Annotated in this window: 24 protein-coding genes; all 24 read left to right on the top strand. The window is 71.6% G+C overall.

Going from position 1 to position 19,965, the window contains the following annotated elements; all coding sequences use genetic code 11:
• The first annotated feature begins 2 nt into the window (after nucleotides 1-2).
• Nucleotides 3-2,213 (top strand): hypothetical protein, encoded by a 2,211-nt coding sequence (locus QMQ26_RS32020; RefSeq protein WP_282203680.1) that lies wholly within the window; start codon nucleotides 3-5, stop codon nucleotides 2,211-2,213.
• Nucleotides 2,214-2,217: 4 nt separating this feature from the next.
• Entirely contained in the window at nucleotides 2,218-3,423 is a 1,206-nt protein-coding gene (locus QMQ26_RS32015) for a phage distal tail protein (protein ID WP_282203679.1), read from the top strand.
• A gap of 14 nt (nucleotides 3,424-3,437) precedes the next feature.
• A complete protein-coding gene (locus tag QMQ26_RS32010; RefSeq protein WP_282203678.1) occupies nucleotides 3,438-4,589 on the top strand; it encodes a hypothetical protein in 1,152 nt (383 codons plus the stop codon).
• Complete coding sequence (locus QMQ26_RS32005; RefSeq protein WP_282203677.1) at nucleotides 4,589-5,764, top strand: hypothetical protein; 1,176 nt, start codon at nucleotides 4,589-4,591, stop codon at nucleotides 5,762-5,764. The genes QMQ26_RS32010 and QMQ26_RS32005 overlap by 1 nt, the downstream gene beginning before the upstream one ends.
• Nucleotides 5,761-6,282, top strand: a complete 522-nt coding sequence (locus QMQ26_RS32000) for a hypothetical protein (protein WP_282203676.1) — start codon at nucleotides 5,761-5,763, stop codon at nucleotides 6,280-6,282. The genes QMQ26_RS32005 and QMQ26_RS32000 overlap by 4 nt, the downstream gene beginning before the upstream one ends.
• Before the next feature lie 87 nt (nucleotides 6,283-6,369).
• Entirely contained in the window at nucleotides 6,370-8,214 is a 1,845-nt protein-coding gene (locus tag QMQ26_RS31995) for a LysM peptidoglycan-binding domain-containing protein (protein ID WP_282203675.1), read from the top strand.
• A complete protein-coding gene (locus QMQ26_RS31990) occupies nucleotides 8,214-8,453 on the top strand; it encodes a hypothetical protein (RefSeq protein ID WP_282203674.1) in 240 nt (79 codons plus the stop codon). Before QMQ26_RS31995 ends, QMQ26_RS31990 begins: the two co-directional genes overlap by 1 nt.
• Before the next feature lie 5 nt (nucleotides 8,454-8,458).
• Nucleotides 8,459-8,770, top strand: coding sequence for a hypothetical protein (locus tag QMQ26_RS31985; protein WP_282203673.1), 312 nt, complete (start codon nucleotides 8,459-8,461; stop codon nucleotides 8,768-8,770).
• A gap of 129 nt (nucleotides 8,771-8,899) precedes the next feature.
• A complete protein-coding gene (locus QMQ26_RS31980) occupies nucleotides 8,900-9,598 on the top strand; it encodes a hypothetical protein (protein WP_282203672.1) in 699 nt (232 codons plus the stop codon).
• 128 nt (nucleotides 9,599-9,726) lie between these two features.
• Entirely contained in the window at nucleotides 9,727-10,281 is a 555-nt protein-coding gene (locus QMQ26_RS31975; RefSeq protein ID WP_282203671.1) for a deoxynucleotide monophosphate kinase family protein, read from the top strand.
• The gene (locus QMQ26_RS31970) at nucleotides 10,278-10,475 is read left to right on the top strand and encodes a hypothetical protein (protein WP_282203670.1); all 198 of its coding nucleotides are present in this window, start codon (nucleotides 10,278-10,280) and stop codon (nucleotides 10,473-10,475) included. The genes QMQ26_RS31975 and QMQ26_RS31970 overlap by 4 nt, the downstream gene beginning before the upstream one ends.
• 75 nt (nucleotides 10,476-10,550) lie before the next feature.
• Entirely contained in the window at nucleotides 10,551-11,348 is a 798-nt protein-coding gene (locus QMQ26_RS31965) for a hypothetical protein (protein ID WP_282203669.1), read from the top strand.
• 79 nt (nucleotides 11,349-11,427) lie between these two features.
• Entirely contained in the window at nucleotides 11,428-12,177 is a 750-nt protein-coding gene (locus QMQ26_RS31960; RefSeq protein ID WP_282203668.1) for a recombination directionality factor, read from the top strand.
• Between the two features lie 84 nt (nucleotides 12,178-12,261).
• Complete coding sequence (locus QMQ26_RS31955) at nucleotides 12,262-12,558, top strand: hypothetical protein (RefSeq protein ID WP_282203667.1); 297 nt, start codon at nucleotides 12,262-12,264, stop codon at nucleotides 12,556-12,558.
• 3 nt (nucleotides 12,559-12,561) lie between these two features.
• Nucleotides 12,562-12,738 carry a hypothetical protein gene (locus QMQ26_RS31950; protein WP_282203666.1) on the top strand — a complete coding sequence of 59 codons (177 nt, stop codon included), beginning with the start codon at nucleotides 12,562-12,564 and terminating at the stop codon, nucleotides 12,736-12,738.
• Complete coding sequence (locus tag QMQ26_RS31945; RefSeq protein WP_282203665.1) at nucleotides 12,735-12,914, top strand: hypothetical protein; 180 nt, start codon at nucleotides 12,735-12,737, stop codon at nucleotides 12,912-12,914. The genes QMQ26_RS31950 and QMQ26_RS31945 overlap by 4 nt, the downstream gene beginning before the upstream one ends.
• Nucleotides 12,914-13,318, top strand: coding sequence for a hypothetical protein (locus QMQ26_RS31940; RefSeq protein ID WP_282203664.1), 405 nt, complete (start codon nucleotides 12,914-12,916; stop codon nucleotides 13,316-13,318). Before QMQ26_RS31945 ends, QMQ26_RS31940 begins: the two co-directional genes overlap by 1 nt.
• A gap of 28 nt (nucleotides 13,319-13,346) precedes the next feature.
• A complete protein-coding gene (locus QMQ26_RS31935; RefSeq protein WP_282203663.1) occupies nucleotides 13,347-14,252 on the top strand; it encodes a toprim domain-containing protein in 906 nt (301 codons plus the stop codon).
• Nucleotides 14,234-15,787: a DNA primase family protein gene (locus QMQ26_RS31930; RefSeq protein WP_282203662.1), complete on the top strand. Its 1,554-nt coding sequence runs from the start codon at nucleotides 14,234-14,236 to the stop codon at nucleotides 15,785-15,787. The genes QMQ26_RS31935 and QMQ26_RS31930 overlap by 19 nt, the downstream gene beginning before the upstream one ends.
• A gap of 11 nt (nucleotides 15,788-15,798) precedes the next feature.
• Entirely contained in the window at nucleotides 15,799-17,658 is a 1,860-nt protein-coding gene (locus QMQ26_RS31925) for a DNA polymerase (protein WP_282203661.1), read from the top strand.
• A complete protein-coding gene (locus QMQ26_RS31920; RefSeq protein WP_282203660.1) occupies nucleotides 17,648-18,094 on the top strand; it encodes an endonuclease domain-containing protein in 447 nt (148 codons plus the stop codon). Before QMQ26_RS31925 ends, QMQ26_RS31920 begins: the two co-directional genes overlap by 11 nt.
• A 274-nt stretch (nucleotides 18,095-18,368) precedes the next feature.
• Nucleotides 18,369-18,653 carry a hypothetical protein gene (locus tag QMQ26_RS31915; protein ID WP_282203659.1) on the top strand — a complete coding sequence of 95 codons (285 nt, stop codon included), beginning with the start codon at nucleotides 18,369-18,371 and terminating at the stop codon, nucleotides 18,651-18,653.
• Between the two features lie 214 nt (nucleotides 18,654-18,867).
• Complete coding sequence (locus tag QMQ26_RS31910) at nucleotides 18,868-19,302, top strand: sigma-70 RNA polymerase sigma factor region 4 domain-containing protein (protein ID WP_282203658.1); 435 nt, start codon at nucleotides 18,868-18,870, stop codon at nucleotides 19,300-19,302.
• A complete protein-coding gene (locus tag QMQ26_RS31905; RefSeq protein WP_282203657.1) occupies nucleotides 19,245-19,919 on the top strand; it encodes an RNA polymerase sigma factor in 675 nt (224 codons plus the stop codon). Before QMQ26_RS31910 ends, QMQ26_RS31905 begins: the two co-directional genes overlap by 58 nt.
• Nucleotides 19,920-19,965 lie beyond the last annotated feature (46 nt).

Here is a 19,965-nt window from a genome sequence, read left to right as displayed (position 1 = left end):
CGATGGCCGGTCCCGGCGGCAAAGAAGCCGGGCGCGTCCACGTACGCGTCCTGCCCGACACCAGCGACTTCCGCCAGCGCCTGAAGGCGTACCTGGAGATGCTGGAGAAGTACACCAAGCTCTCCGTCAAGCTCGACCTTGACACCACCGGGGTCTCCGCCCGGCTGCGGGAGCTGACCCAGGACCGCACCACCCGGGTCAACGTCGTCGCCGACACAGGCGAGGCCGCTGCCCGGATCGCCGCGCTCACCCGCGAGCGAACGGTCCGCATCCGGGCCGACGTCGACGCCGACACCGGCTCGGCCGAGGCCCGGGTCCGGGCGTTCACCGGCCGCCGCTGGCGGCTGGGCATCAATGTCCACCTGGCCAGGGGCGGCTTCGACCGGGTCAAGGCTGGCCTTCGGTCGATCGGCTCGGGGGCCGCGGACGTCGCCCGCAACTTCGGCCGGCTGTTCACGCTCTCGATCGAGCAGACGGCCTCCGCTCTCCAGGGCATCGGCTCGGGCATCAGCTCGGCCGCCCAGGGGGCGCTGGGCATGGCGGGCGGCTTCGCCCAGGCCGGTGCCGCAGCGCTGCCGCTGCTGGTCGCGGTCACCGCCATCGCCTCGTGGGTGACGGTCGTCGCCTCCGGGCTGGTCGCCGTCATCGCCCTGGCGGCGCTGCCGGTCCTGCCGATCGGCCTCGCGGCCATCGCTGCGGCGGGCGACATGAAGGCCCTCGGCAAGAAGGCCGAGGAGGCGATGCAGGCCGCCAGCGAGGCGCTGAAGCCTGCAACTGCCGCCATCCGCAACGAGTTTGGCGGCGCGGTCAAGGACGTCACGGCCTGGTTCAAGCAGGCCGAGCCCGTGATCAAGGGCTTCTTCGACGCCGGGGCACAGTTCGTACGCCCCATGGTGAAGTCGATCACCGACTTCACGGACGTCCTGTTCCCGAAGCTCACGGCGGCGATGACCTCGCCGGGGATGAAGGCGTTCACCGAGCAACTGCCGGTGGCGCTCGTCGCCATCGGAGCCGCCTTCGGCGACTTCTTCATCACCCTGTCCAACGGGGGCGACCGGCTCAAGCTGATCTTGCTCCCGCTGGTCGGCGTCCTGGACGCCGTCCTCCAGGGGATGGCCGACTTGGCGGTCCAGTTCTCGCCCGAGATCGCCGCCAGCATCAGCTGGTTCGCGGACACCCTGCGCCAGTTCTTCGGAGTCTTCAAGGACAACGCGCAGGCCACGGCGATGCTGATGCGTACCGTCGACCTCGGGCTGCGCGCCCTGGTGCTCATGTTCGGTGTCACGATGGCCAGTTGGGACATGCTGGCCTCCGGAGCCGTCGCAGCCTGGCACGCCGTCCAGGCTGCCTGGGACGGACTGACGTCGGCCACGGCGTCCGCCTGGGGGTCGGTGTCCTCCTGGACGTCCTCCACCTGGTCGTCCGTGAAGTCCCGGGTCTCCGACTCGGCCAGCTCGGCGGCTTCCACCGCTTCGTCCGCCTGGCGAAACGTTTCCTCTTGGACGTCCTCAACGTGGGCCGATGTCTCGTCCTGGACGGCGTCTTCCTGGCGGTCCGTCAGCTCCAGCGTGTCGTCGGCGGTCTCGTCCACCGGCTCGGCCGTGGCCGCAGGCTGGCGGAACGTCCAGTCCTGGACCTCGTCGGCGTGGAACTCCTGTACCAGCGCGGTCAGTTCGGCCTGGTCGGACATGACCGGGGCCGTCTCGAATGGCGTCGGCAACGTCGTCTCGTACGTCGCCTCGCTGCCCGGGAAGATCTTGAGCGCGATCGGCGACCTGGGCTCGCTGCTCTACGACAAGGGCAAGAGCGCGATCCAGGGCCTGGTCAACGGCATGAAGTCGATCAGCGTCGGCAACGTCGTCTCCGGCATCGTCGGCTCGCTCAACCCGTTCAAGGCGTCCGCTCCCGCCTCGCAGGCCGCCGCGCCGCGCTCGCTGATGGCCGCGCCGATGGCGCTGGCCGCAGTGCCGGCCGCCGCGTACGCGAGCCCGCTGGAGCAGGCCCTTCGCCCGGTCGCCTCCGGGCTGCGCTCGCTGGACAGCTACGGCTACGGCCAGCGCGCCGCCGCCGCTCTGCGCCAGCCCGACGCCGCATCCAAGGGTGCCGGCCGGGAGCGCTACGGCACGGCCATCACCGTCAACGCCCGCACCAACGCGGACCCCCACGAGATCGGCAAGGCCATCGCGTGGGAGCTGAAGACCTCCGGGAGGTAACTGCGTGGGGCTCTCCCCACCCTTCGTCTCGGATGTCACCGCCCACACCGCCCGCGTCTTCTTCACGAAGACGGCGGGCGCGTGGACGGACATCGAGACCACCAACATCAAGACGGGCAAAGCCCACTACGACGGCGAAGATCCCGACTGGCCGGGCACCGCCCTGGTCGGCGACCGGGGACCGCTGGCGGACGACCCGCCGCTGGAGCCGGACACCGAGTACCGGGTCCGCTACCACTCCACCGGGCCGGGCCTGGACCTCTGGTCGGAGCCGGTCACCTTCCGAACCCTGCCCGACCTCCCGCCCCCGGCCGTGCCGGACATCGGCCCCCAGCCCAGCGCCCGCAACCCCTACACCGGCCAGCCCTGGACGGCGCGGTGGGGCGGGCTGCTGCTGGGTGAGGACTCCTCCGTCGTCCTGGAGGAGGTGGCCGGCCTGCTCGACGGGCCGGACGTCCGCAGCTCGGACGCCGAGCTGCTTCAGCGCGACGGCCTCACCCCGGGCACCGACTACATGGGCGCCCGCACCGTCACCCTGACGATGCTCGCCCTGGACGACCACGAACTCCCGGACCTGCTGGCCGCGTTCGCCTCCGGCGGTCCCGAGCGGGAGTTCGCGTTCGCGTTCCCCGGGGTGGCCGGCGGCCGGTCCCGGATCATGGCCCGGGTCCGCAAGCGCGCCGTGACCATCGACCGCGACTTCCACGCGGGCCGCCGTCGTGTGACGGTCGAGCTGCTGGCCACCGACCCCCGCCTGTACAGCGCCGACGAGGCGCGGGCGAAGGTCGCGGTGGCCGTGCCCCGGGGCGGGCGGCCGATCTTCCCGCTCGTCTTCCCCTTCGACATGGGCGACGGGCCCGCCAGCCGCGCGACCCCGGACATCACGAACACCGGCTCGGTGGACACCTGGCCGACGATCCGGATCACTCCGGCCACCGGCGAGATCCGCGACCCGTCGCTGACCCTCGTCCACGGCGGCGACCGCAAGCGCTTCAGCACCCGCGGCCTGCGGGTCGGCCGGGGTGACGCCCTGGTGATCGACATGGGCCGCCGCCGGATCACCCTCAACGGCGCGAGCCGCTTCGGGCAGGTCGATCCGGGCTCCACCTGGTTCGCGCTGCCGCCGGGCGGCAGCACCGTGCAACTCGACGTATTGGAAGGCCCCGACGGGGTCACGGCGGACGTCTCTTGGCGCTCCGCCTGGATGTAAGGACCCCACTAGCTTTGGCAGTTGAACTCCGCGCCCCGCTGTTCGTCCAGCAGGGCCGTTACGACGCGCTGGATCTGCGCACGATGATCGGCGGAACCCGGGGTGCCCACGTGGGTGTCGCCGGGCCCACGGCCCTCCTGGTCGAGAAGGTCGACAACCCCACCCCGCGCGTGAGCGTGGCGGCCGGGTCGGTGTGGCTGCCGGACGACGTGGCCGTGTCCCACAAGGGGGCCGTGCACTTCGCCAACCTGGACGCCTCCATTCAGCTCCAGTGCTCCACCCCGAAGGCGGGCGAGGCCGCGCGCCAGGACCTCGTCGTGGCCTTCGCCGACCCCGACACCGCCCCGGCCGGACCCCTGCTGATGGACATCCGCACCACCGCGGACCAGTACATGCAGCCGGTCACCTACGCCACCGACGGCACCCCGTACGCCGCTGCGGCGGCCACCGGCACGCAGGTCACCCGGGAGGGCGCGAAGGGCTGGTCGATCGCCGTGCTGGCGGAGTCGACCCCGGGCGCGAAGGACTGGCCGGTGCCGTCCAACTGCGTGCGCCTGGCCGTCGTCTCCATCGCTCAGACCGGCATCACCGGCATTGAGGACCAGCGGTTCGTCGTCGCCGGGCAGCTCGACACCACCCCGCTGCGCCACCTGCGCACCGCCGGGGCCCAGGGTGTTGCCACGGCCGCCGCCGGGGCTCCGGCCGGCAGTCTGGTCTACGACTCGGTCACCACCGCGCTGCACAAGGTCACCGGACCGAACACCACCGCCCCGGTCCTGCCGGGCGCGGTGCGCCTGGACGCCTCCTACCAGGCAGGCGACGGCGCGTGGGGCAACGAGGGCTGGCACCAGTTCACCGCCCCCGCCGCCGCGTACCCGCGCCTGGTGACGGTCAGCTTCGAAGCGTCCTACAAGGGCGAGTTCGGCGAGGGCTGGATCACCCCGCTCGTCACCGGCCACGGGGAGCGCCGCCGGGCCGGACGCCCGCAGTACATCCGCGCCGGGGACTCCCGCGACGTGCGCGGCCACGGCACCATCAAGGTCCCGGCCGGCACCCCGCTGAGCGTGTCCACCTGCGTCTCCCCGGACAACACCCAGAGCAACAACATCCGCTTCGTCGCCGCGTGGACCTCCTACGCCGAGGCCGTCACCACCGTGGCGGCCTGATGAGCGAGGACAACGGCTACCGCGTGATCCTCTCGGAGTTCAAGGGCGGCAGGCTGCTGGCCGAGCTGCCCGTCTCCGGCCTGTCCTACCGCTCGATCCTCAACGCCCCCGGCTCCGCGAGCTTCACCGTGCCGCTGGCCGCCGAACCGCTGGCGGGCCTGGACTGGTCGCTGATCTCCCCGTGGCGGATCATCGCCCACGTCCAGCGCGGCAGCCGCGTCCTGTGGGGCGGCCCCCTGCTGACCTGGTCGGTGGACCTGGCCGCCGAGGAGATGACGCTCGACTGCACGGGCCTGTGGGAGTACTACCGCCGCAACATCATCAATCTCGGATACAGCACCGGAACGACCCCGCGCGAGCAGACCACCATCGCCCGCGAGCTGATCCAGACCTTCGCCGACAACCCGTCCCCGGTCGCCCCCGGCCAGCCCGGCTACTGGGGCAGCAACGGGCCCGGCGCGCTGGTCTTCGACCCGGACCTGGACACGGTCAAGCGTGAGCGCACGTACCCGTGGTTCGAGTGGAAGTCCGTCGGTGAGGCCGTCGAGCAACTGGCCGGGGTGATCAAGGGCTTCGACTTCCGCATTGACCACGACTGGGACGTGGACGCCCGCGTGATCCGCAACAGGATGCGCTTCCTGTACCCGGCCGGAGGCCAGGACACCGGGATCGTGCTGGAGCACGGGACGAACTGCACCGTCACCTCCGTCACCAGCGACGGCGACCGGATGTGCACCGAGACCGGCGTCAACGGCGCGGGCGAAGGCTGGAGCCAGCTCAAGAGCTGGTGGTACAACGGCCAGTTGGAGACCGAGGACGGCCGCCGCATCCCGCGCCTGGCCGCCGTCGAGACCAACAACTCCGTGGTGCGCGTCGAGACCCTGACCGCCCAGGCCGAGCGCATGACCGCCGTCGGCGCGTTCCCGATCGTCGTCCCCGAGGTCACCCTGCACCCGGGCGGCGAGTACTCCGCCGCCGAGCTGCGCGTCGGCCACAAGGTCCGCGTCCGCGCCCGCACCGCGAACTGGCCCGGCATCGACGCCCAGTACGTCATCCAGGAGATCGCCACCAAGGTCACCAGCAGCGGCGAGGAGACCACCCTCTCCCTGGTGCCCATCTCGATCTTCGAGCGCGTGGACGACTGGGTGAAGGGAGAGCTGGTGATGGCCGCGTGACCGTCTACGGGCGCCCCACCCTCGCCGACGAGTTCCAGACCATCGGCACCCGGCTGTCCGCGATGGAACGCACCGCGTCCGCCCTGGGCGCGGTGCTGCCGATGACCCCTTACCGCCAGGGCCTGGACGTCGCCACCACGTGGCGGGCCGCCGCCACCATCCCGACGGCCGGCATAGCCCATCCCGTCGTCCGCCTGGACTGCCGCGTCTCCTCCAAGCAGGGCGCGAACGTCTGGCTGCGCCTGTTCGACGTGGACAAGGCCCGTGCGGTCACCGCGGAGTGGAAGTACACCGGGGGCGCACTCAACAACGGCTGGGTCCGCCTGGACTGGGTTTTGCCCCGAGGCGGAGGCCAGCCCGGCGAGTGGCAGCGCCTCCTGCTCCAGACCAAGACCGACGTCGAGGGCGGGGGCACCGTCGACCCCGGCGTGGCCCTCGCCCTCCCGTTCAACCAAGCCCCCGGCGCGACCGAGGCCGGCACCTGGACCCCCGTGCCGATCCCGCCCGGCTACGCCTGACCCACAGCTGCAACCCGCGCAGCGGCCCCGCCCGAACTCCGGTGCGGGGCTTCCTCGTTGAAAGGACCGCCCATCTCCCGCGAAGCAGTGATCACCGAGGCCCTGACGTGGGCCGACCAGAACTACCGGGGCGGCCGGAGCCCGAGCGGCAAGTACTACGACACCGTGTTCGGGAAGTGGTACGCCCCGGGCTTCAACCACGAACCCTTCTGCGACATGTTCGTTAGCTGGTGCGCCGACAAGGGTGGGGAGGCCGCGGCCGTCGGCCGCTTCGCCTACTGCCCCAGCCACGTCCAGGCGTTCCGGAACCGGGGCCAGTGGTTCGGCCGCGACGCCGCCTTCAAGCGCGGCGACATCATCTTCTTCACCTGGGACGGCGGCCCCACCGCCGACCACGTCGGCATCGTCCTGGAGGACTCCGCCCCCGGCCAGAGCGTGAAGACCGTCGAGGGCAACACCGCGAAGGGCGACGGCGCGGGCCAGGGCTCCGGCGGCTACGTCGCCCGCAAGGTCCGCCCGCGCTCCGTCGTGCTCGGCGTCGGCCGCCCCGCCTACTCCACCAGCGGCGGCACCAGCACCCCGACCGGCCAGGCCGTCACCATCGACGGCAAGGCGTACGGCCCCGGTGCCCGGGGCGAGCACATCACCGTGATGGGCCGCGCCCTCGTCCGGGCGGGCTGCTCCCGTTACACCGAGGGCCCCGGCCCGGTGTGGGGCAGCGCGGACACCGAGTCGTTCCGCGCCTGGCAGCTCAAGCTCGGCGACTCGGGCGCGGACGCCGACGGCATCCCCGGCCCGAAGCAGCTCGCCCGTCTGCTCAGCCAGTTCGGCGAGGCCCCCGCGCCCCGGCCGCCGGCCACCCGGACGTTCACCGTGCGCCGGGGCATGACCCTGGGCGGCATCGCCGTGGCGCTGGGCACCTCGGTTGCCGGGCTGCTCTCCCTGAACCCTCAGATCGACAACCCGGACCGGATCACCGAGGGCCAGCAGATCACCGTCCCCGCCGCGTCGCCGACGGCCGCACCGGCAACCGCCGCACCGGAGCCGAGCGCGAGCCCGGCCCCCGTCGAGCCCGCTCCGGCCGAGACCCCGCAGCCGGTCCCGAGCCCGGACCCGCTGCCCGCCCCGGCCCCGGGCGCGGCCACCCACACGGTCGCTGCGGGCGACACCCTGTCCGCCATCGCCGCCCGCTTCGGCGTCGGCCTGGACGCGGTGGTCAACGCGAACCCGCAGATCAGCGACCCGGACCGCATCGAGGTCGGGCAGGTCGTCAGCCTGCCGACCGCCCCGGCCGGAGCCGCCGCGCCGCCGGTCCACACCGTCGTGCCCGGCGACACCCTGTGGGACATCGCCGCCAGCCGCCGCGTCACCCTGGAGGCCCTGGTCTCCGCCAACTCCGCCACCGTGGCGAACCCGGACCTGATCTTCCCCGGCCAGTCCATCGTCGTCCCCGACGGTTCCGCCCCGGCCCCGCGCCCGGCGACCCCGAAGGCTCCGGAACCCGCTGCGGCCCCGGAGCCCGCCGCACCCGCGCAGGCCCCGGCCGAGCCCGTCCCGGCACCGCCGGTCGAGGAGCCGACGCCTGCACCGAGCACCAGCTACTCGAACGACCTGCCCGGGTGGATCGAGGAGGCTCGGGACATCCTGCGGGCGAACGGCGACCTCGTCCCGTCCGCTGCCGCGATCGAGCACCGGGCGATGGTCGAGTCCAGCGGCAACCCCCTCGCCGAGAACCACTGGGACAGCAACGAGGCGTTGTACGGCGGGACTTACGGCCTGCTCCAGACCATCCGGCCGACGTTCGACGCCTACTCGCTGCCCGGCCACCGCAACATCCTCGCCCCCGTTGACTCGATCATCGCCGGGGTCCGCTACGCGAACGCGGTCTACGGAAGTTTCGAGTCGATCGCCTGGAACGAAGGAGGCTACTGATGCCCGACACGAACGAGCCCCTGGGCGTCGTGATCGGCCCGAGGGAGATCTATGACCAACTGGTGGGCGTGCGGGAGGACGTCCGCTCACTTGCCCAGAGCAGCGACGCGGTGGACCAGACGCTGAAGGACCACGAAGACCGTGTCCGCCAACTGGAGGTCTGGCGCTACGGCGTCGTGGCCTCCGGCCTCGCGGGCGGCACCGCCCTGGCCGACCTCGTCATACGCCTGAAGGGCTGAGCACCATGGAAGACCTGAAGACCTGGCTCACCGACAACCCGGTGAAGACCCGCGCGGCCGTCGTCGCGCTGCTGACCGTGCTCGGGACCGTCGTGCCGAAGCTCGCCGGGATCGAGACCAACGAGGCCGTCATCGGCCTGCTGCTGACCGCCGCCACGATGGCCGCCGGCCACTCCGCGGGTAAGCGCGTCGTCACCCACGCGACCGACGAGGCCCGCACCGAGGCCGCCCGCGCCGAAGCGCTCGCCGAGTGCTGCGCGTGCCCGCACCAGGCCCCCGTCGAAGTCGGCGAGGACGGCATGAAGATCAAGCGGTGACCCCCCGGGCCCCGGCTCGTCCTCGGACGGGTCGGGGCCCTTTCCTCGTTCCCGGGACGGGCGTGGTGGAATGGACGCCGGGCATCGTTGGTTGCACAACGGTCGTCCCGTCCGAGTCGAGAGGAACCCATGCCCCCGAAGAAGTCCGCCGCGCCCGCCTGGCAGGAGGTTCCCGGCGCGCAGGAGATCATGGACCGAGCGCTGCCGCTGCTGGGTGCTGCGCGAGCACGGGAGTACGAGGCTCTTGCGGCCGTCGTGTTCGAGACCGCCCTGCTGTTCACCAACAGCGAGGGGCGGCCGGACCTCAGCCGCAGCAGCCACAACGCAAAGCGGTGGATGTCAGACCTTCTCGACGCCGGAGGATTCAAGCCCGTCCCCGGGGACTCCAAGGAGCGGCGGGAGAAGCTGGCAGCGGACCGGCAGGCCGTCTTGCAGGGCGTCCGGACAGCTATGTCCAAGATCCGCGTCGACTACATCCGGAGCATGGACACCGACTCTGCCGAGCGGAACCACCGCTTCCCAGGGCTGCCGGACTCCGACGCCATCTTCGCGTACTACAAGATCATTCCGAAGGCTCAGAGCGAGCTGCGGCTTGAGGACTACCACCGCCGCACGTCCCTCCAGCGGCTCGGCGCACTCCTGGCCGACGACGCGCCGACCATCGCGCCGGCCGACGCTCCGGACGTGGTCCACGCGCTCCACCGGCTTGCCACCGCGCTGGCGCCCGCCCTGCTGGACGGCGTGGACGCGAAGGAGAAGGACCAGCTCCGCCGGGAACTCGCCGAGACCCGGGCCGCGCTGCTCGCGTTGGAGGAGTCCCTGAGCTGACCCGTTCCCCAGGCCCCGCCTTCCCCACCCCGGGGAGGGCGGGGCCTTTTCGCGTTTCCGGTCGGGTGTTAACCGGGCTGGCTCAACGGAGACGGAGAAGACCACCGGGTACGAAGGAGCGAACCGGGATGAAGAACATCGCACTGATCGGCAGGGCCAGATCCGGCAAGGACACGGCGGCCGACCTGCTGCGGGAGTACGGGTTCGCCCGGCTCGCCCTGGCCGACCCGCTGAAGGCGATGGCGTACGACGTCGACCCGGTGGTGGGCACCGAGCTGCTGGGCGTGAACGCCCCGGCCCCGGTGCACCTGGCCGAGGCGGTGGACCGCTACGGCTGGGAGGAGGTCAAGGACAGGTTCCCTGCCGCGCGCCGGTTCCTTCAGCGGCTCGGCACCGAGGGCGTCCGCCGCCACGTCGACCCGGACTTCTGGATCACCCGCTGTCTGCTCGCCGCCGCCGCGATCGGCCGGCCGGTCGTGGTGACGGACGTGCGCTTCGACAACGAGGTGCAGGCCCTACGCGCGGCCGGGTTCGAGGTGTGGTTCATCGACCGGGGAGCCCCGGACGGCGACCACCCGAGCGAACAGCTCGGCCCCGAGCACGCCGACCACGTGGTCCCGAACACCGGCTCGCTCTCCGACTTCCACGCCCGAATCCGCGAAGCCCTGGAGGCCCCCGCATGACCCTGCGCGACCGCTTCGACGCGATCGACCGCACCGCCGCCGCGATCGAGAACGTGCTGTTCATCTACACGCCCGTCCCGGACCCGCTGGCCGAGGACGAGCGGGAGGCCGACGAGCAGGCCGCGAACGCCCGCGTCGAGGCGGAGGTGCCCGGCTACTCGGACACCCTGCCCTCGCTGCTCGCCGCTGCCTGACCCCGCACTCCGCGGTGGCCCGTCCCGACCCCGGGGACGGGCCTTTTCCATGCCCTGAAACAGAGAAGAGAGCCCATGTCCGAAGGCGTCCGCACGATCCACCAGAAGGGTTCCCGCTACTACGTCCACCCCGTCAGCGGCGACCTCGCCCCGTCGGTGACCAGCATTTTGTCGATGGAGGCCAAGCCCTTCCTTCAGGACTGGTCGGCCGGCATGGCGGCCGAGGCCGCCGTCACCGACCTGGAGGTCGTCCAGCGCATCGCCGCCCGCGACCGCCAGGCCGCCGTGGACTTCCTGAAGTACGCGGCGAAGAGGTACACCAAGGTCCGCGCCGACGTCGGCAGCTTGGTCCACGACTTCTTCGAGCTGCGGCTGCGCGGTGAGGAGGTGCCGTACCCGCACCACGACGTCGAGCCGTACGTGCCGCACATCGAGGCATGGCTCGACCGCTACCAGCCCGAGCTGCTGCACGCGGAAGACGTCGCGTGGTCGCGGGAGCACGAGTACGCGGGGTCGTTCGACTTCCTCGTCCGCATCAACGGCAAGACCATCCTGGGCGACCTCAAGACCAGCAAGAGCGTGTACACCTCGGTCGCCGCGCAGCTCGCGGCCTACTCCCACGCGGACGACCTGATCACCGTGGACCGCAAGATCCAGCCGTTCCCGACGGTGGACGCCGGGGCGGTACTGCACATCACCCCGCACAAGGCGGAGTTCCGCCCGGTGAAGATCGACCGCGAGGTGTTCGAGCGCTTCCTGACCCTGCGCCGCCGCTTCACCGACGACCGGGCCTCGGACGCCGGGATCATCGGCCGCGTCGCCTGGTCCAACGAGACCGGCCGCCAGACCGGCACCGCCCGCCGCGCCGCCTGACCTGGGCTTGTTAACCACCCCGGCCTAAACACCTCGGGCCGCCCTACCGGTGGCCCGCCCCTCTACAGAACGGATCAACTTGAGCGACGCTCTCGACAACATCTTCAACTCCGACCCGGAGCTGGCCGAGCGCGCGGAGCGCGCCGAAGCCAACGCCCGTCCGGACGTCGCCGGGACCTTCCGGGCCTACGAGCCCGACCCGGCCGGTGGCTTCCCCCGGGCCCTGCACAAGTGGCGGGTCACCAGCGCGGTGCCGGCCACCGCGGACGCGGTGGCGGAGCTGCTGGGCGGCACGCCTCACGAGCTGGACACCGAGGCCGAGGACGCCATCGCGGTGGACACCGACACCGACCGCGTCGAGGTCGTCATCGACGGCCCCGAGGCGATCCAGTTCGACATGAAGCACTGGGTCAACGGCAAGCTCGCCCACCACTGCGACACCCGGGCCTTCCTGTCCCCGCCGGAGGACGTGGGCGTGCCGTGCCGCTGCCCGCGCACCATCGCCGAGCTGCGGGCACGGGCGAAGGACGAGCGGGGGCCGAAGCCGGACATCCGCATCAATTTCCGGCTCGCCCACGACCCGAGCCTGGGCGTCTTCCGCTACAAGACGTCGGGCTGGACGCTGATCAGCGAGCTGCCCGCGCTGAAGAACTCGCTGGCCAAGGTCGGCGGCCCGGCCCTGGTCAACCTGATCAACGAGCGGGTGCAGTACGAGAGCAAGGGCCGCGAGGTGGACTACCAGAAGCTCACCGCGAAGGTGCTCAAGTCCTACGAGGCTGCGATCACCGACACCCCGGCTTCGGCCGTCGAGGAGGAGCCGCCGTTCTAACCGGCGCTCCACCCCCAGCACCACCAGCGGGACCGGCTTCTTCGGAGGCCGGTCCCGCTCCCGTTTCCCTGGAGAGAGAACCCCGTGCACACCCCGACCACCGCCGAGCCGATCCCGGCCCGCCTCGTCAACCCGCTGGCCGCCACCGACCGCGCGCAGGAGATCATGCGCTCGGCGTTCCGCGAGCCGCCCCGGCCGCCGTCGGCCGGCACCCGCAACAGCCAGGCCAAATTGACCGAACGCAAGGTCTACGCCATCCGCCGCGCTGCCGACCTGGGCGCCAGCCTGTCCGCGCTCGCGGGTGCCTTCAACATCTCGGAGCGGGCCTGCCGCCACATCGCCCGCCGGACCTCCTGGGCCCACCTGCCGGAGAGGGGCTGAGCGGTGGCCGACTACTCCACCCCGCTGTGGCTCGTCCCTCCCGAGCAGCGGCGAGCCTTCCTGCACGCCCGAGCACGTGCCCTCGCCGCCGACGGCGTATCCCCGCGCCGCCTGCTGCGGGCCTCGGACGCCGCCCACGTCGCGGACTTCCGCGAGGCCCGGCCCCCGGAGGAGACGTGACCTACCTGGTGGGGGCGGGGACCGCCCCGCCGCTCGGCGACCTTCGGGCCGCCGGGCCCGGGGACCTGGTCCTCTTCCTCCACGACGCCCGCCAGCGCCCGGACTTCGCCCGCTGCTGGGAGGCCGCGGGCGTCGCGGTGTTCCGGGGCGCGGCGCTGACGGTGGTGATGGCCTAGTGGCCAACCGCGCGAAGGCCAAGGGGACGGCGTGGGAGTCCGCGGTGGCCGACTACCTGAACGAACAGCTCGGCCTCTACCGGGAGTTCTGGAAGGACGGCGACCGCTCGGTGCGCTGGAAGGACCCCACCGACCCGGACAACGTCCGCCGCCAGGTCCAGGAGGGCGTGGCCGACATCGGCGACCTCGGGGTCCGCCCGTTCGCCGGGGAGTGCAAGGCCGAGAAGCAGTTCGACCTGGCCGCCTACGTGCGCCAGGCCGAGGCCGAGGCGAAGAACGCCGGCCAGCCCTTCGGGGTCGCGTACGTGAAGCGGCCCCGGGCGAAGACCGAGGACGGCTACGCCGTGACCTCCATCCGCACGCACGCCGCGATCGTCCGCGCTCTGCGGGAGGCCGGTTACTAACAAAAGAGGAGAGGTGAGGGCCGTGCGCATGTCGGCGATCCTGGACCGCCTGGAGGAGTGGCGGGACTACCAGCCCGGCGAATGGGTCGCCCGCTGCCCGGCCCACGACGACGGCAAGCCGTCGCTGTGGCTGAACCTGAAGACGTCCGGCATGGTGGGCCTGGCCTGCCGCGCCGGGTGCGCCTTCGAGGACATCGTCGCCGGGATGGACCTGACGCCCCGGCACCTGTTCAACGTGGACGCCGAGGGCCTGGCCGCCGTCGCCGAGGCCCGGCCGGAGCCCGTTTCGCCGTTCCTGACGGCGGCGCTGCGGGTGTGGCTGGACTCCCTGCCGACCGGTGAGACCGACGCGGGCCCGGCTGTCAGCTACGTGCAGAAACGTTTCGGCTTGCCGGTCGCCGAGCAGGACCGGCTGGGCCTGCGCTGGTGGCCCGGCCCGCAGCCGTGCCCCGAGTGGGTGCCCGGCCCCTTCGTCCGGTATCCCCGCCTCGTCGTGCCGATGGCCGACTTCGCGGGAGTGGCCAGGGGCGCCCAGGGCCGGGACCTCTCGGGGCGCTGCCCGGTGCGGTGGATCTCGCTCGCCAACCCGACCGGCTTCGAGTGGCAGCGGTACGGGGTGTTCCCCGGCCCGGACCCGGATGCGCCGTGGATCGTCGCCGAGGGGCTGTCGGACCCGCTGGCGATCGTCGCCGACGGCTACAACGCCGTGGGCGTGCGCGGGGCCGCGCTGCTCAACAAGGACGCGGCCACCCTGGACGCCCTGGCCGCCGGGCTGGAGGGCAAGGACGTCCGGGTCTGCGGCGATTCCGACCGCGCCGGGCACGCCTTCGCCCGCACCATCCTCACCGCCCTCCACCAACGGGAGGTGCCCGCCCGCCAGTTGACGCTTCCTGCGGGCTTCAAGGACTACGCAGTATGGAGAGAGACCCGATGACGGCGTACGCCATCGACAGCCTGACCACCCCCTACCAGCCGGACCGGCCGTCGCTGACGCTGCCGCCGGCCGAGGCGGTGGCCGCCTACCGCGAGGCGGCGTCCCGGTACGGGGCGAGCGACATCGTCAACGCTCACGCGCTGGTGCAGTTCATGAAGGGCGGCATCAAGTACGCCGATGGTGTGGGTTTCCACGTCTGGAGCGGGACGCACTGGGTTCGTGACGAGGTGCTGGTGCGCCAGGCCGCCCACGACCTCGGGGCGGCGATGGTCGAGACGCTGGCGCGGGAGAAGGCGATCATCCGCGAAGCCCTGGCGCTGAAGCTGGCCGGGGACGCGCTGGAGGCGGAGTACGAGAAGCAGGTCGCGGCCCTGCCCCTGGCCAAGGCGTCGAAGGGGTTCACGATGGCCCGGCGCATTGACGACCTGATCCGCGAGCTGGCCTCGGTGCGCGGGGTGAACTGCTCGGTGGACGACTTCGACCACCAGCCTCACCTGCTCAGCTTCGCCAACGGCACGGTGGACCTGAAGACCGGCGTCCTCCGCCCGCACGACCCCTCCGACATGCTGACCAAGTCGCTGCCGTGGACCTACAAGCCCGAGGCGAAGGCACCTCGTTGGCTGCGCTTCCTGGACGAGGTGTTCCCCACCGAGCCCACGATGCCCGCCTACATCCACCGCCTGTGCGGGTACGGCATCACCGGGTCGACCGCGGAGCAGGCGTTCGCCGTGCTGGTCGGTGTCGGCGCGAACGGCAAGTCGGTGTTCCTGGACACCCTGTCGTACGTCTTCGACGCGCTGTCCGAGACCACCCGCTTCGAGACGTTCGAAGACCGGGGCAGCTCGATCCCCGCCGACCTGGCCGCGCTGCGCGGGGCCCGGATGGTGATGGCCAGCGAGGGCGAGGCCGGGAAGCCGATGAGCGAGTCCGTGCTGAAGCGCGCCACCGGTTCGGACCGGCTGACCGCGCGGTTCATGCGAGAGAACTTCTTCACCTACCAGCCCACTTTCCTGCTCTGGCTGGCCTCCAACCACACGCCCAGCTTCCGCAGCCAGGACGAGGGCCTGTGGAGGCGGGTCAAGCTGATCAAGTTCGACCGGTACTTCAAGCCCGAGGAGCGGGACCACGGCATTTTCGCCGAGCTGCGCAAGGAGGCCGAGGGCATAGCCGCCTGGGCGGTGGCCGGCGCGGTCGAGTGGTACGCGGGCGGCCTCCAGGAGCCGGACTGCATCAAGACCGCGACCACCGCCTTCAAGGAGAACAGTGATGCCTTGGCGGAGTTCCTGACGGACGTCCTGATGAAGGTCGACAGCGACAAGAGCCACGTCCCCTCGCAGGAGGCGTACACCGCGTACCGCGACTGGTGCGAGGCCCAGGGCGAGAAGGCGTGGACCCGCAGGGGCTTCATCAGCGCGCTGGACGAGCGCGGCATCCGCCAGCACCGCATGACCCGGGGCCGGGTGCTACTCGGTGTGCGCTTCGCGGCCGAGCTGGTGCCCGCCGGGCCGGGAGTCTTCGACATGAGCAACGACTAGGAAGAGAGCACATGCGGGTACACCCGTACCGGCTGGCCGGAGAGCCAGTCGAGATCAAGGTCGCCGTGAACGGTGACGACCTGCGGGAGTTCCGCACCTGGTGGACCGCCCACGCGAACGCGGGCACTCTGCTGGGCTTCGACACCGAGACCACCGGCCTGGCGTGGACGGACCGAATACGCCTGGCGCAGTTCGCCGACACCCGCACCGCGTACGTCATCCCCGTCGAACTCGGCGGTCCCTTCCGGGCGGCTGCGATCGAGGCCCTGGCCACGCTGCCGAACATGGTGGCTCACAACCTCGCCTTCGACGCGCTGAAGGTCGACAACGAGCTGGGCATCCCGCTCGAAGACCTCTACCCCCGGGCGCAGGACTCCCGGGTGGCCGCCCACCTGCTCGACAGCCGCCACGACTACGAGGGCGGCGTCGGCCTGTCGCTCAAACCGCTGTCCGCGTGGTACATCGACCCGGCCGCGCCCGACACGCAGGGCGACCTGACGAAGGTGTTCAACGGGCTCGGGCTCACCAAGGACAACGGCTGGGCACGGATCAGCCTCTCGCACGACGTCTACGAGCTGTACGCCGGTCTCGACGCCCTGCTCGTCGCCCGGCTGCTGCCCAAGTTGCTGGACCGGTTCAAGGCCGAGGGCCTGCGCTCGGCGCTGCTGCCGTACGAACACCGCCTCGCGCTGGTCTGCGCGAAGCTCCAGCGCAAGGGCATGCTGATCGACCCCGAGTACACCGAGGGACTGATCGGACGGCTCGACCGGGAGAAGGAACGGTTCTCCGCCGTGGCCGAGCGCTTCGGGGTCTCCTCGGTGAACAGCCCCGACCAGGTGGCCGGCGCGCTGGCGGGGATGGGCGAACGCCTCACGGAGAAGACCGACAGCGGCGCGCTGTCGGTCGCCAAATCCGTGCTGCTGCCGATGGCCGACCTTGACCAGGACTGGCAGCGGCTCGGCATGCGCGAGCCCAACGTGCTGGCGGACGCCGTGCTGCGGGCGAAGCGCGCGGGGAAGTGGTCGACCAGCTACGCCGAGGCGATGCTGAACAACCGCGACCACTTCGACCGCATCCACCCCAAGATCAATCCATTGGGGGCGCAGACCGGCCGAGCCTCGCACTCCGACCCCGCGATGGCCCAGCTCCCCTCACACGGGTGGGAGGTGCGCCGCTGCGTGGTTGCCGAGCCGGGGCACGCGTACTTCAGCGTCGACCAGCAGGCCGTCGAGCTTCGGGTGCTGGCCGCCCTCTCGGGCGAGTCCAGGATGACCCGGGCCATCGCCGAAGGCCACGACCTCCACGGGTACGCCGCGACCCTGATGTTCGGCGCGGACTACACGAAGGCCCAGCGCACCCTGGCCAAGATTGCCGGGCTCGGGACCGCCTACCAGGGCGGTGCCGCGACGCTGGCCAAGCAGACCGGTCAGGAGGTCGCGGTCATGCGGGACACCCTCCAGCGGTACGGCCGGGCGTTCCCCGGGATCAAGCGGTGGGCGCGGAAAATGCAGCGGATCGCCCTGGCGGAGCGCTGCACGATGACCACGGTCACCGGCCGGCGGCTCCACCTGGACCGGGACAAGCTGTACAAGTCCGTCGCCTACGCCTGCCAGTCCACCGCCCGCGACACCATGGGGCAGGCGTTGATCAAGATGGACGATCAGGGCTTGGTGCCCTACCTCACCATGTGGGTGCACGACGAGGTGGTGGGCACCGCCCCGAAGAAGGAGGCCGCGGACGTCGCCCGCGCCTGCGCCGAGGCCATGAAGATGACGCTGCTGGGCGTCCCGCTGGACACCGACCCGGAGGTCTACGGCCCGAGCTGGGCCGACGGCTACGGCCTGCCGGAGGAGTGGGCCTATGCGGCGTGACCCGGAGAGCGAGTTCACGCAGTTCTGCGAGGTGTGCGACGACGAGAAGCCCCTCGCGCAGTTCGGGAAGCGCAAGCGCGCCCCCAGCGGGCGGGCCAACGTCTGCCGGGCCTGCGTGAAGGCCGCGAACAACAAGGCCAACCGCGACCCTGCGGTCATCCGCAAGCGGCGCGACGCCCGACTGCGCCGGGTGTACGGGATCACACTGAGCGACTACGAACGAATGGGTCGCAGTCAGCGGTGGCGGTGCGCGATCTGCGGCCGGAAGGCCCTGGTCGGTGACCGCCTGGTGGTCGACCACGACCACGACAAACCCCACGGACAGGCCGTCAGAAGGCTGCTGTGCCGGGGGGAGAACAGCGCCCTGGGGCACTTCGGGGACTCCTCCGCTCGACTCGACGCCGGAGCAGCATATCTACGCGAACATGGCAAGTGAGACATACATCACATTACCTGCTCTTTGCCAATGAATGCCCAGGTGACAGCTACATTCGGGTCGAAAGGCCCTATTCATCACATCTCCACAATTTGAGCACACATCGGGCACCTGCCTATGCTCCGAGCCGCCAACGCCGTGCCGGAGGATGCGCGGCCCATAACTGGGAGTAACAATGCAGCGGGGTGGATGGGCCCTCACCGGCGGTGCGCGCCGTCACCTGCGCCGTATCGCCCGCGCCCGCCGGGAGGTCGCGCGGACCATCAGCCCCCGCGTGGCCGAGGCCGTTCGCTGCGCCATGGGCGTCACCGACGGGAGCGGCCTGAGCCTCAAGGAACTGGCCGAGGAGGCGGTCGGGCGCGACCAGGCGCGGCAGACGCTACGGGCTTTAGCCCTTCTGCACGCCGGTCAGACCCGGCGGCCACCGTCCAGCCGGGCCCGCGCTCTGCGGGCCCTGCACATGCGCCTGGCCCGCTGCATGGCTCTGTTCTCCCGCTGCCTGACCCTCTCCGACCCGTCGGCATCCCGCCGAAGCGGTCCGGGAGTCACCGCGGCCTGACCTGACACCAGGCCGCCGCCCGCCCCTGCCTTCGGCTGACCCGAACCGGCAGGGGCTCTTTCATGCCCCGACGCGGCCGTGCGCCCGCCGGGGCTTCTTCATGCCCTGACGCGGCCCGAGTGCCGGCCGGTGGCTTCGCCATGCCCTCCTGCGGTCCGCCGCGCGCTGATACCGCACGCCCATCTCTCTGTTCTGTACATGCCAAGGAACCACCATGCCTTCGTCCTGCATCACGCCCGCCCTGATCTCCCTCGCCCAGACCCCCAAGCCCCTGACCGCCCTGACCGGCATGGGCAAGCTCGACCGGGGCCGCGTCGCCACCGAGGAGATCCTGAGCGAGCTGGAGGGCATCGCCCGGTCCGTCTCCCGCAAGCGCGCCCAGCAGATGGAGGGCGACAGCAACCAGGCCGCCCAGGACATCGCCCAGGAGATGCGGCTGTCCTTCTGGCGCGCGATCCACTCCTGGGACATCGCCGCCCCCAACACCGCGCAGTTCACCACCTACGCGTTCCAGCGCGCCAAGATGGACGGCCGCGCGGCGGCCACCCGCGAGATCGCCCCGCCGCACCCCGCGACGCCGCAGGCGCGTTCATGGGCGCCCTCAAACGCTCCAACGGCGACGTGGAAGCCGCCAAGGACGAGCTGGTGAACCACCCGGACGCCGGCCGCCGCTTCACCCCCGAGCGGGCCGACCTGGTGGCCGCCGCGTTCGTACGCCCCCTGCCGATCTCCGCCGCCGAGATCGCACTCGAAGCCCTCCCCTCCCAGAACCCGGACCACCTGGTGGAGAACACCACCCTCGGCTCCACCCCGCGCGCCGCCCGCCTGCACCTGAAGGTCACGGGCGGCCGGCCGGTCGTCGGCGCGGCCACCACCGAGGGCTGGTGCACCACCCTCCAGCCCTCCCTGGCACACAACCCCGTCGAGATCTCCCGCGACGCCGTGCGCTGCAAGGGCGTGAAGGTCACCGGGGCCAAGCGCGGCAAGCACGCCAGCGGCGCGATCATCGACCGCGACGCCGAGGCCGAGTCCTCCGCCCGGTTCGCCGCCGCCGCCGAGGTGAAGGCCGCGGAGCTGCTGGCCGCCATGTCCCCGACGGAGGCCGCCATCGCGCGGCTCGCCTTCGGGTTCGACGGCGAGCCCCCGATGCTCACCGACGCCGGGAAGCTCGACGCGACCGGCATAGCCGAGGCCCTGGGCAAGACGCCGGGCACCGTGAAGGCCACGTGGTCCAGGGCCCTGAAGAAGCTGCGGGCCGCCGCGTGAGCCGGGCTGTTAACCGCCCCGGCCCAATCCCTCCGAACACCCACGG

The organism is Kitasatospora fiedleri, from assembly GCF_948472415.1.
Classification (GTDB): domain Bacteria; phylum Actinomycetota; class Actinomycetes; order Streptomycetales; family Streptomycetaceae; genus Kitasatospora; species Kitasatospora fiedleri.
The sequence above is the reverse complement of the archived record's forward strand: the minus strand, read 5'-3'. Positions and strand labels throughout refer to the sequence as shown.

Coding starts and splice junctions, on each gene's coding strand:
- QMQ26_RS31910 (WP_282203658.1), top strand. CDS start 18,868: ATGCCTTCGTCCTGCATCACGCCCGCCCTGATCTCCCTCGCCCAGACC.
- QMQ26_RS31975 (WP_282203671.1), top strand. CDS start 9,727: ATGAAGAACATCGCACTGATCGGCAGGGCCAGATCCGGCAAGGACACG.
- QMQ26_RS31930 (WP_282203662.1), top strand. CDS start 14,234: ATGGAGAGAGACCCGATGACGGCGTACGCCATCGACAGCCTGACCACC.
- QMQ26_RS31965 (WP_282203669.1), top strand. CDS start 10,551: ATGTCCGAAGGCGTCCGCACGATCCACCAGAAGGGTTCCCGCTACTAC.
- QMQ26_RS31985 (WP_282203673.1), top strand. CDS start 8,459: ATGGAAGACCTGAAGACCTGGCTCACCGACAACCCGGTGAAGACCCGC.
- QMQ26_RS31905 (WP_282203657.1), top strand. CDS start 19,245: ATGGGCGCCCTCAAACGCTCCAACGGCGACGTGGAAGCCGCCAAGGAC.
- QMQ26_RS31925 (WP_282203661.1), top strand. CDS start 15,799: ATGCGGGTACACCCGTACCGGCTGGCCGGAGAGCCAGTCGAGATCAAG.
- QMQ26_RS31990 (WP_282203674.1), top strand. CDS start 8,214: ATGCCCGACACGAACGAGCCCCTGGGCGTCGTGATCGGCCCGAGGGAG.
- QMQ26_RS31970 (WP_282203670.1), top strand. CDS start 10,278: ATGACCCTGCGCGACCGCTTCGACGCGATCGACCGCACCGCCGCCGCG.
- QMQ26_RS31920 (WP_282203660.1), top strand. CDS start 17,648: ATGCGGCGTGACCCGGAGAGCGAGTTCACGCAGTTCTGCGAGGTGTGC.
- QMQ26_RS32005 (WP_282203677.1), top strand. CDS start 4,589: ATGAGCGAGGACAACGGCTACCGCGTGATCCTCTCGGAGTTCAAGGGC.
- QMQ26_RS32020 (WP_282203680.1), top strand. CDS start 3: ATGGCCGGTCCCGGCGGCAAAGAAGCCGGGCGCGTCCACGTACGCGTC.
- QMQ26_RS31980 (WP_282203672.1), top strand. CDS start 8,900: ATGCCCCCGAAGAAGTCCGCCGCGCCCGCCTGGCAGGAGGTTCCCGGC.
- QMQ26_RS31935 (WP_282203663.1), top strand. CDS start 13,347: ATGTCGGCGATCCTGGACCGCCTGGAGGAGTGGCGGGACTACCAGCCC.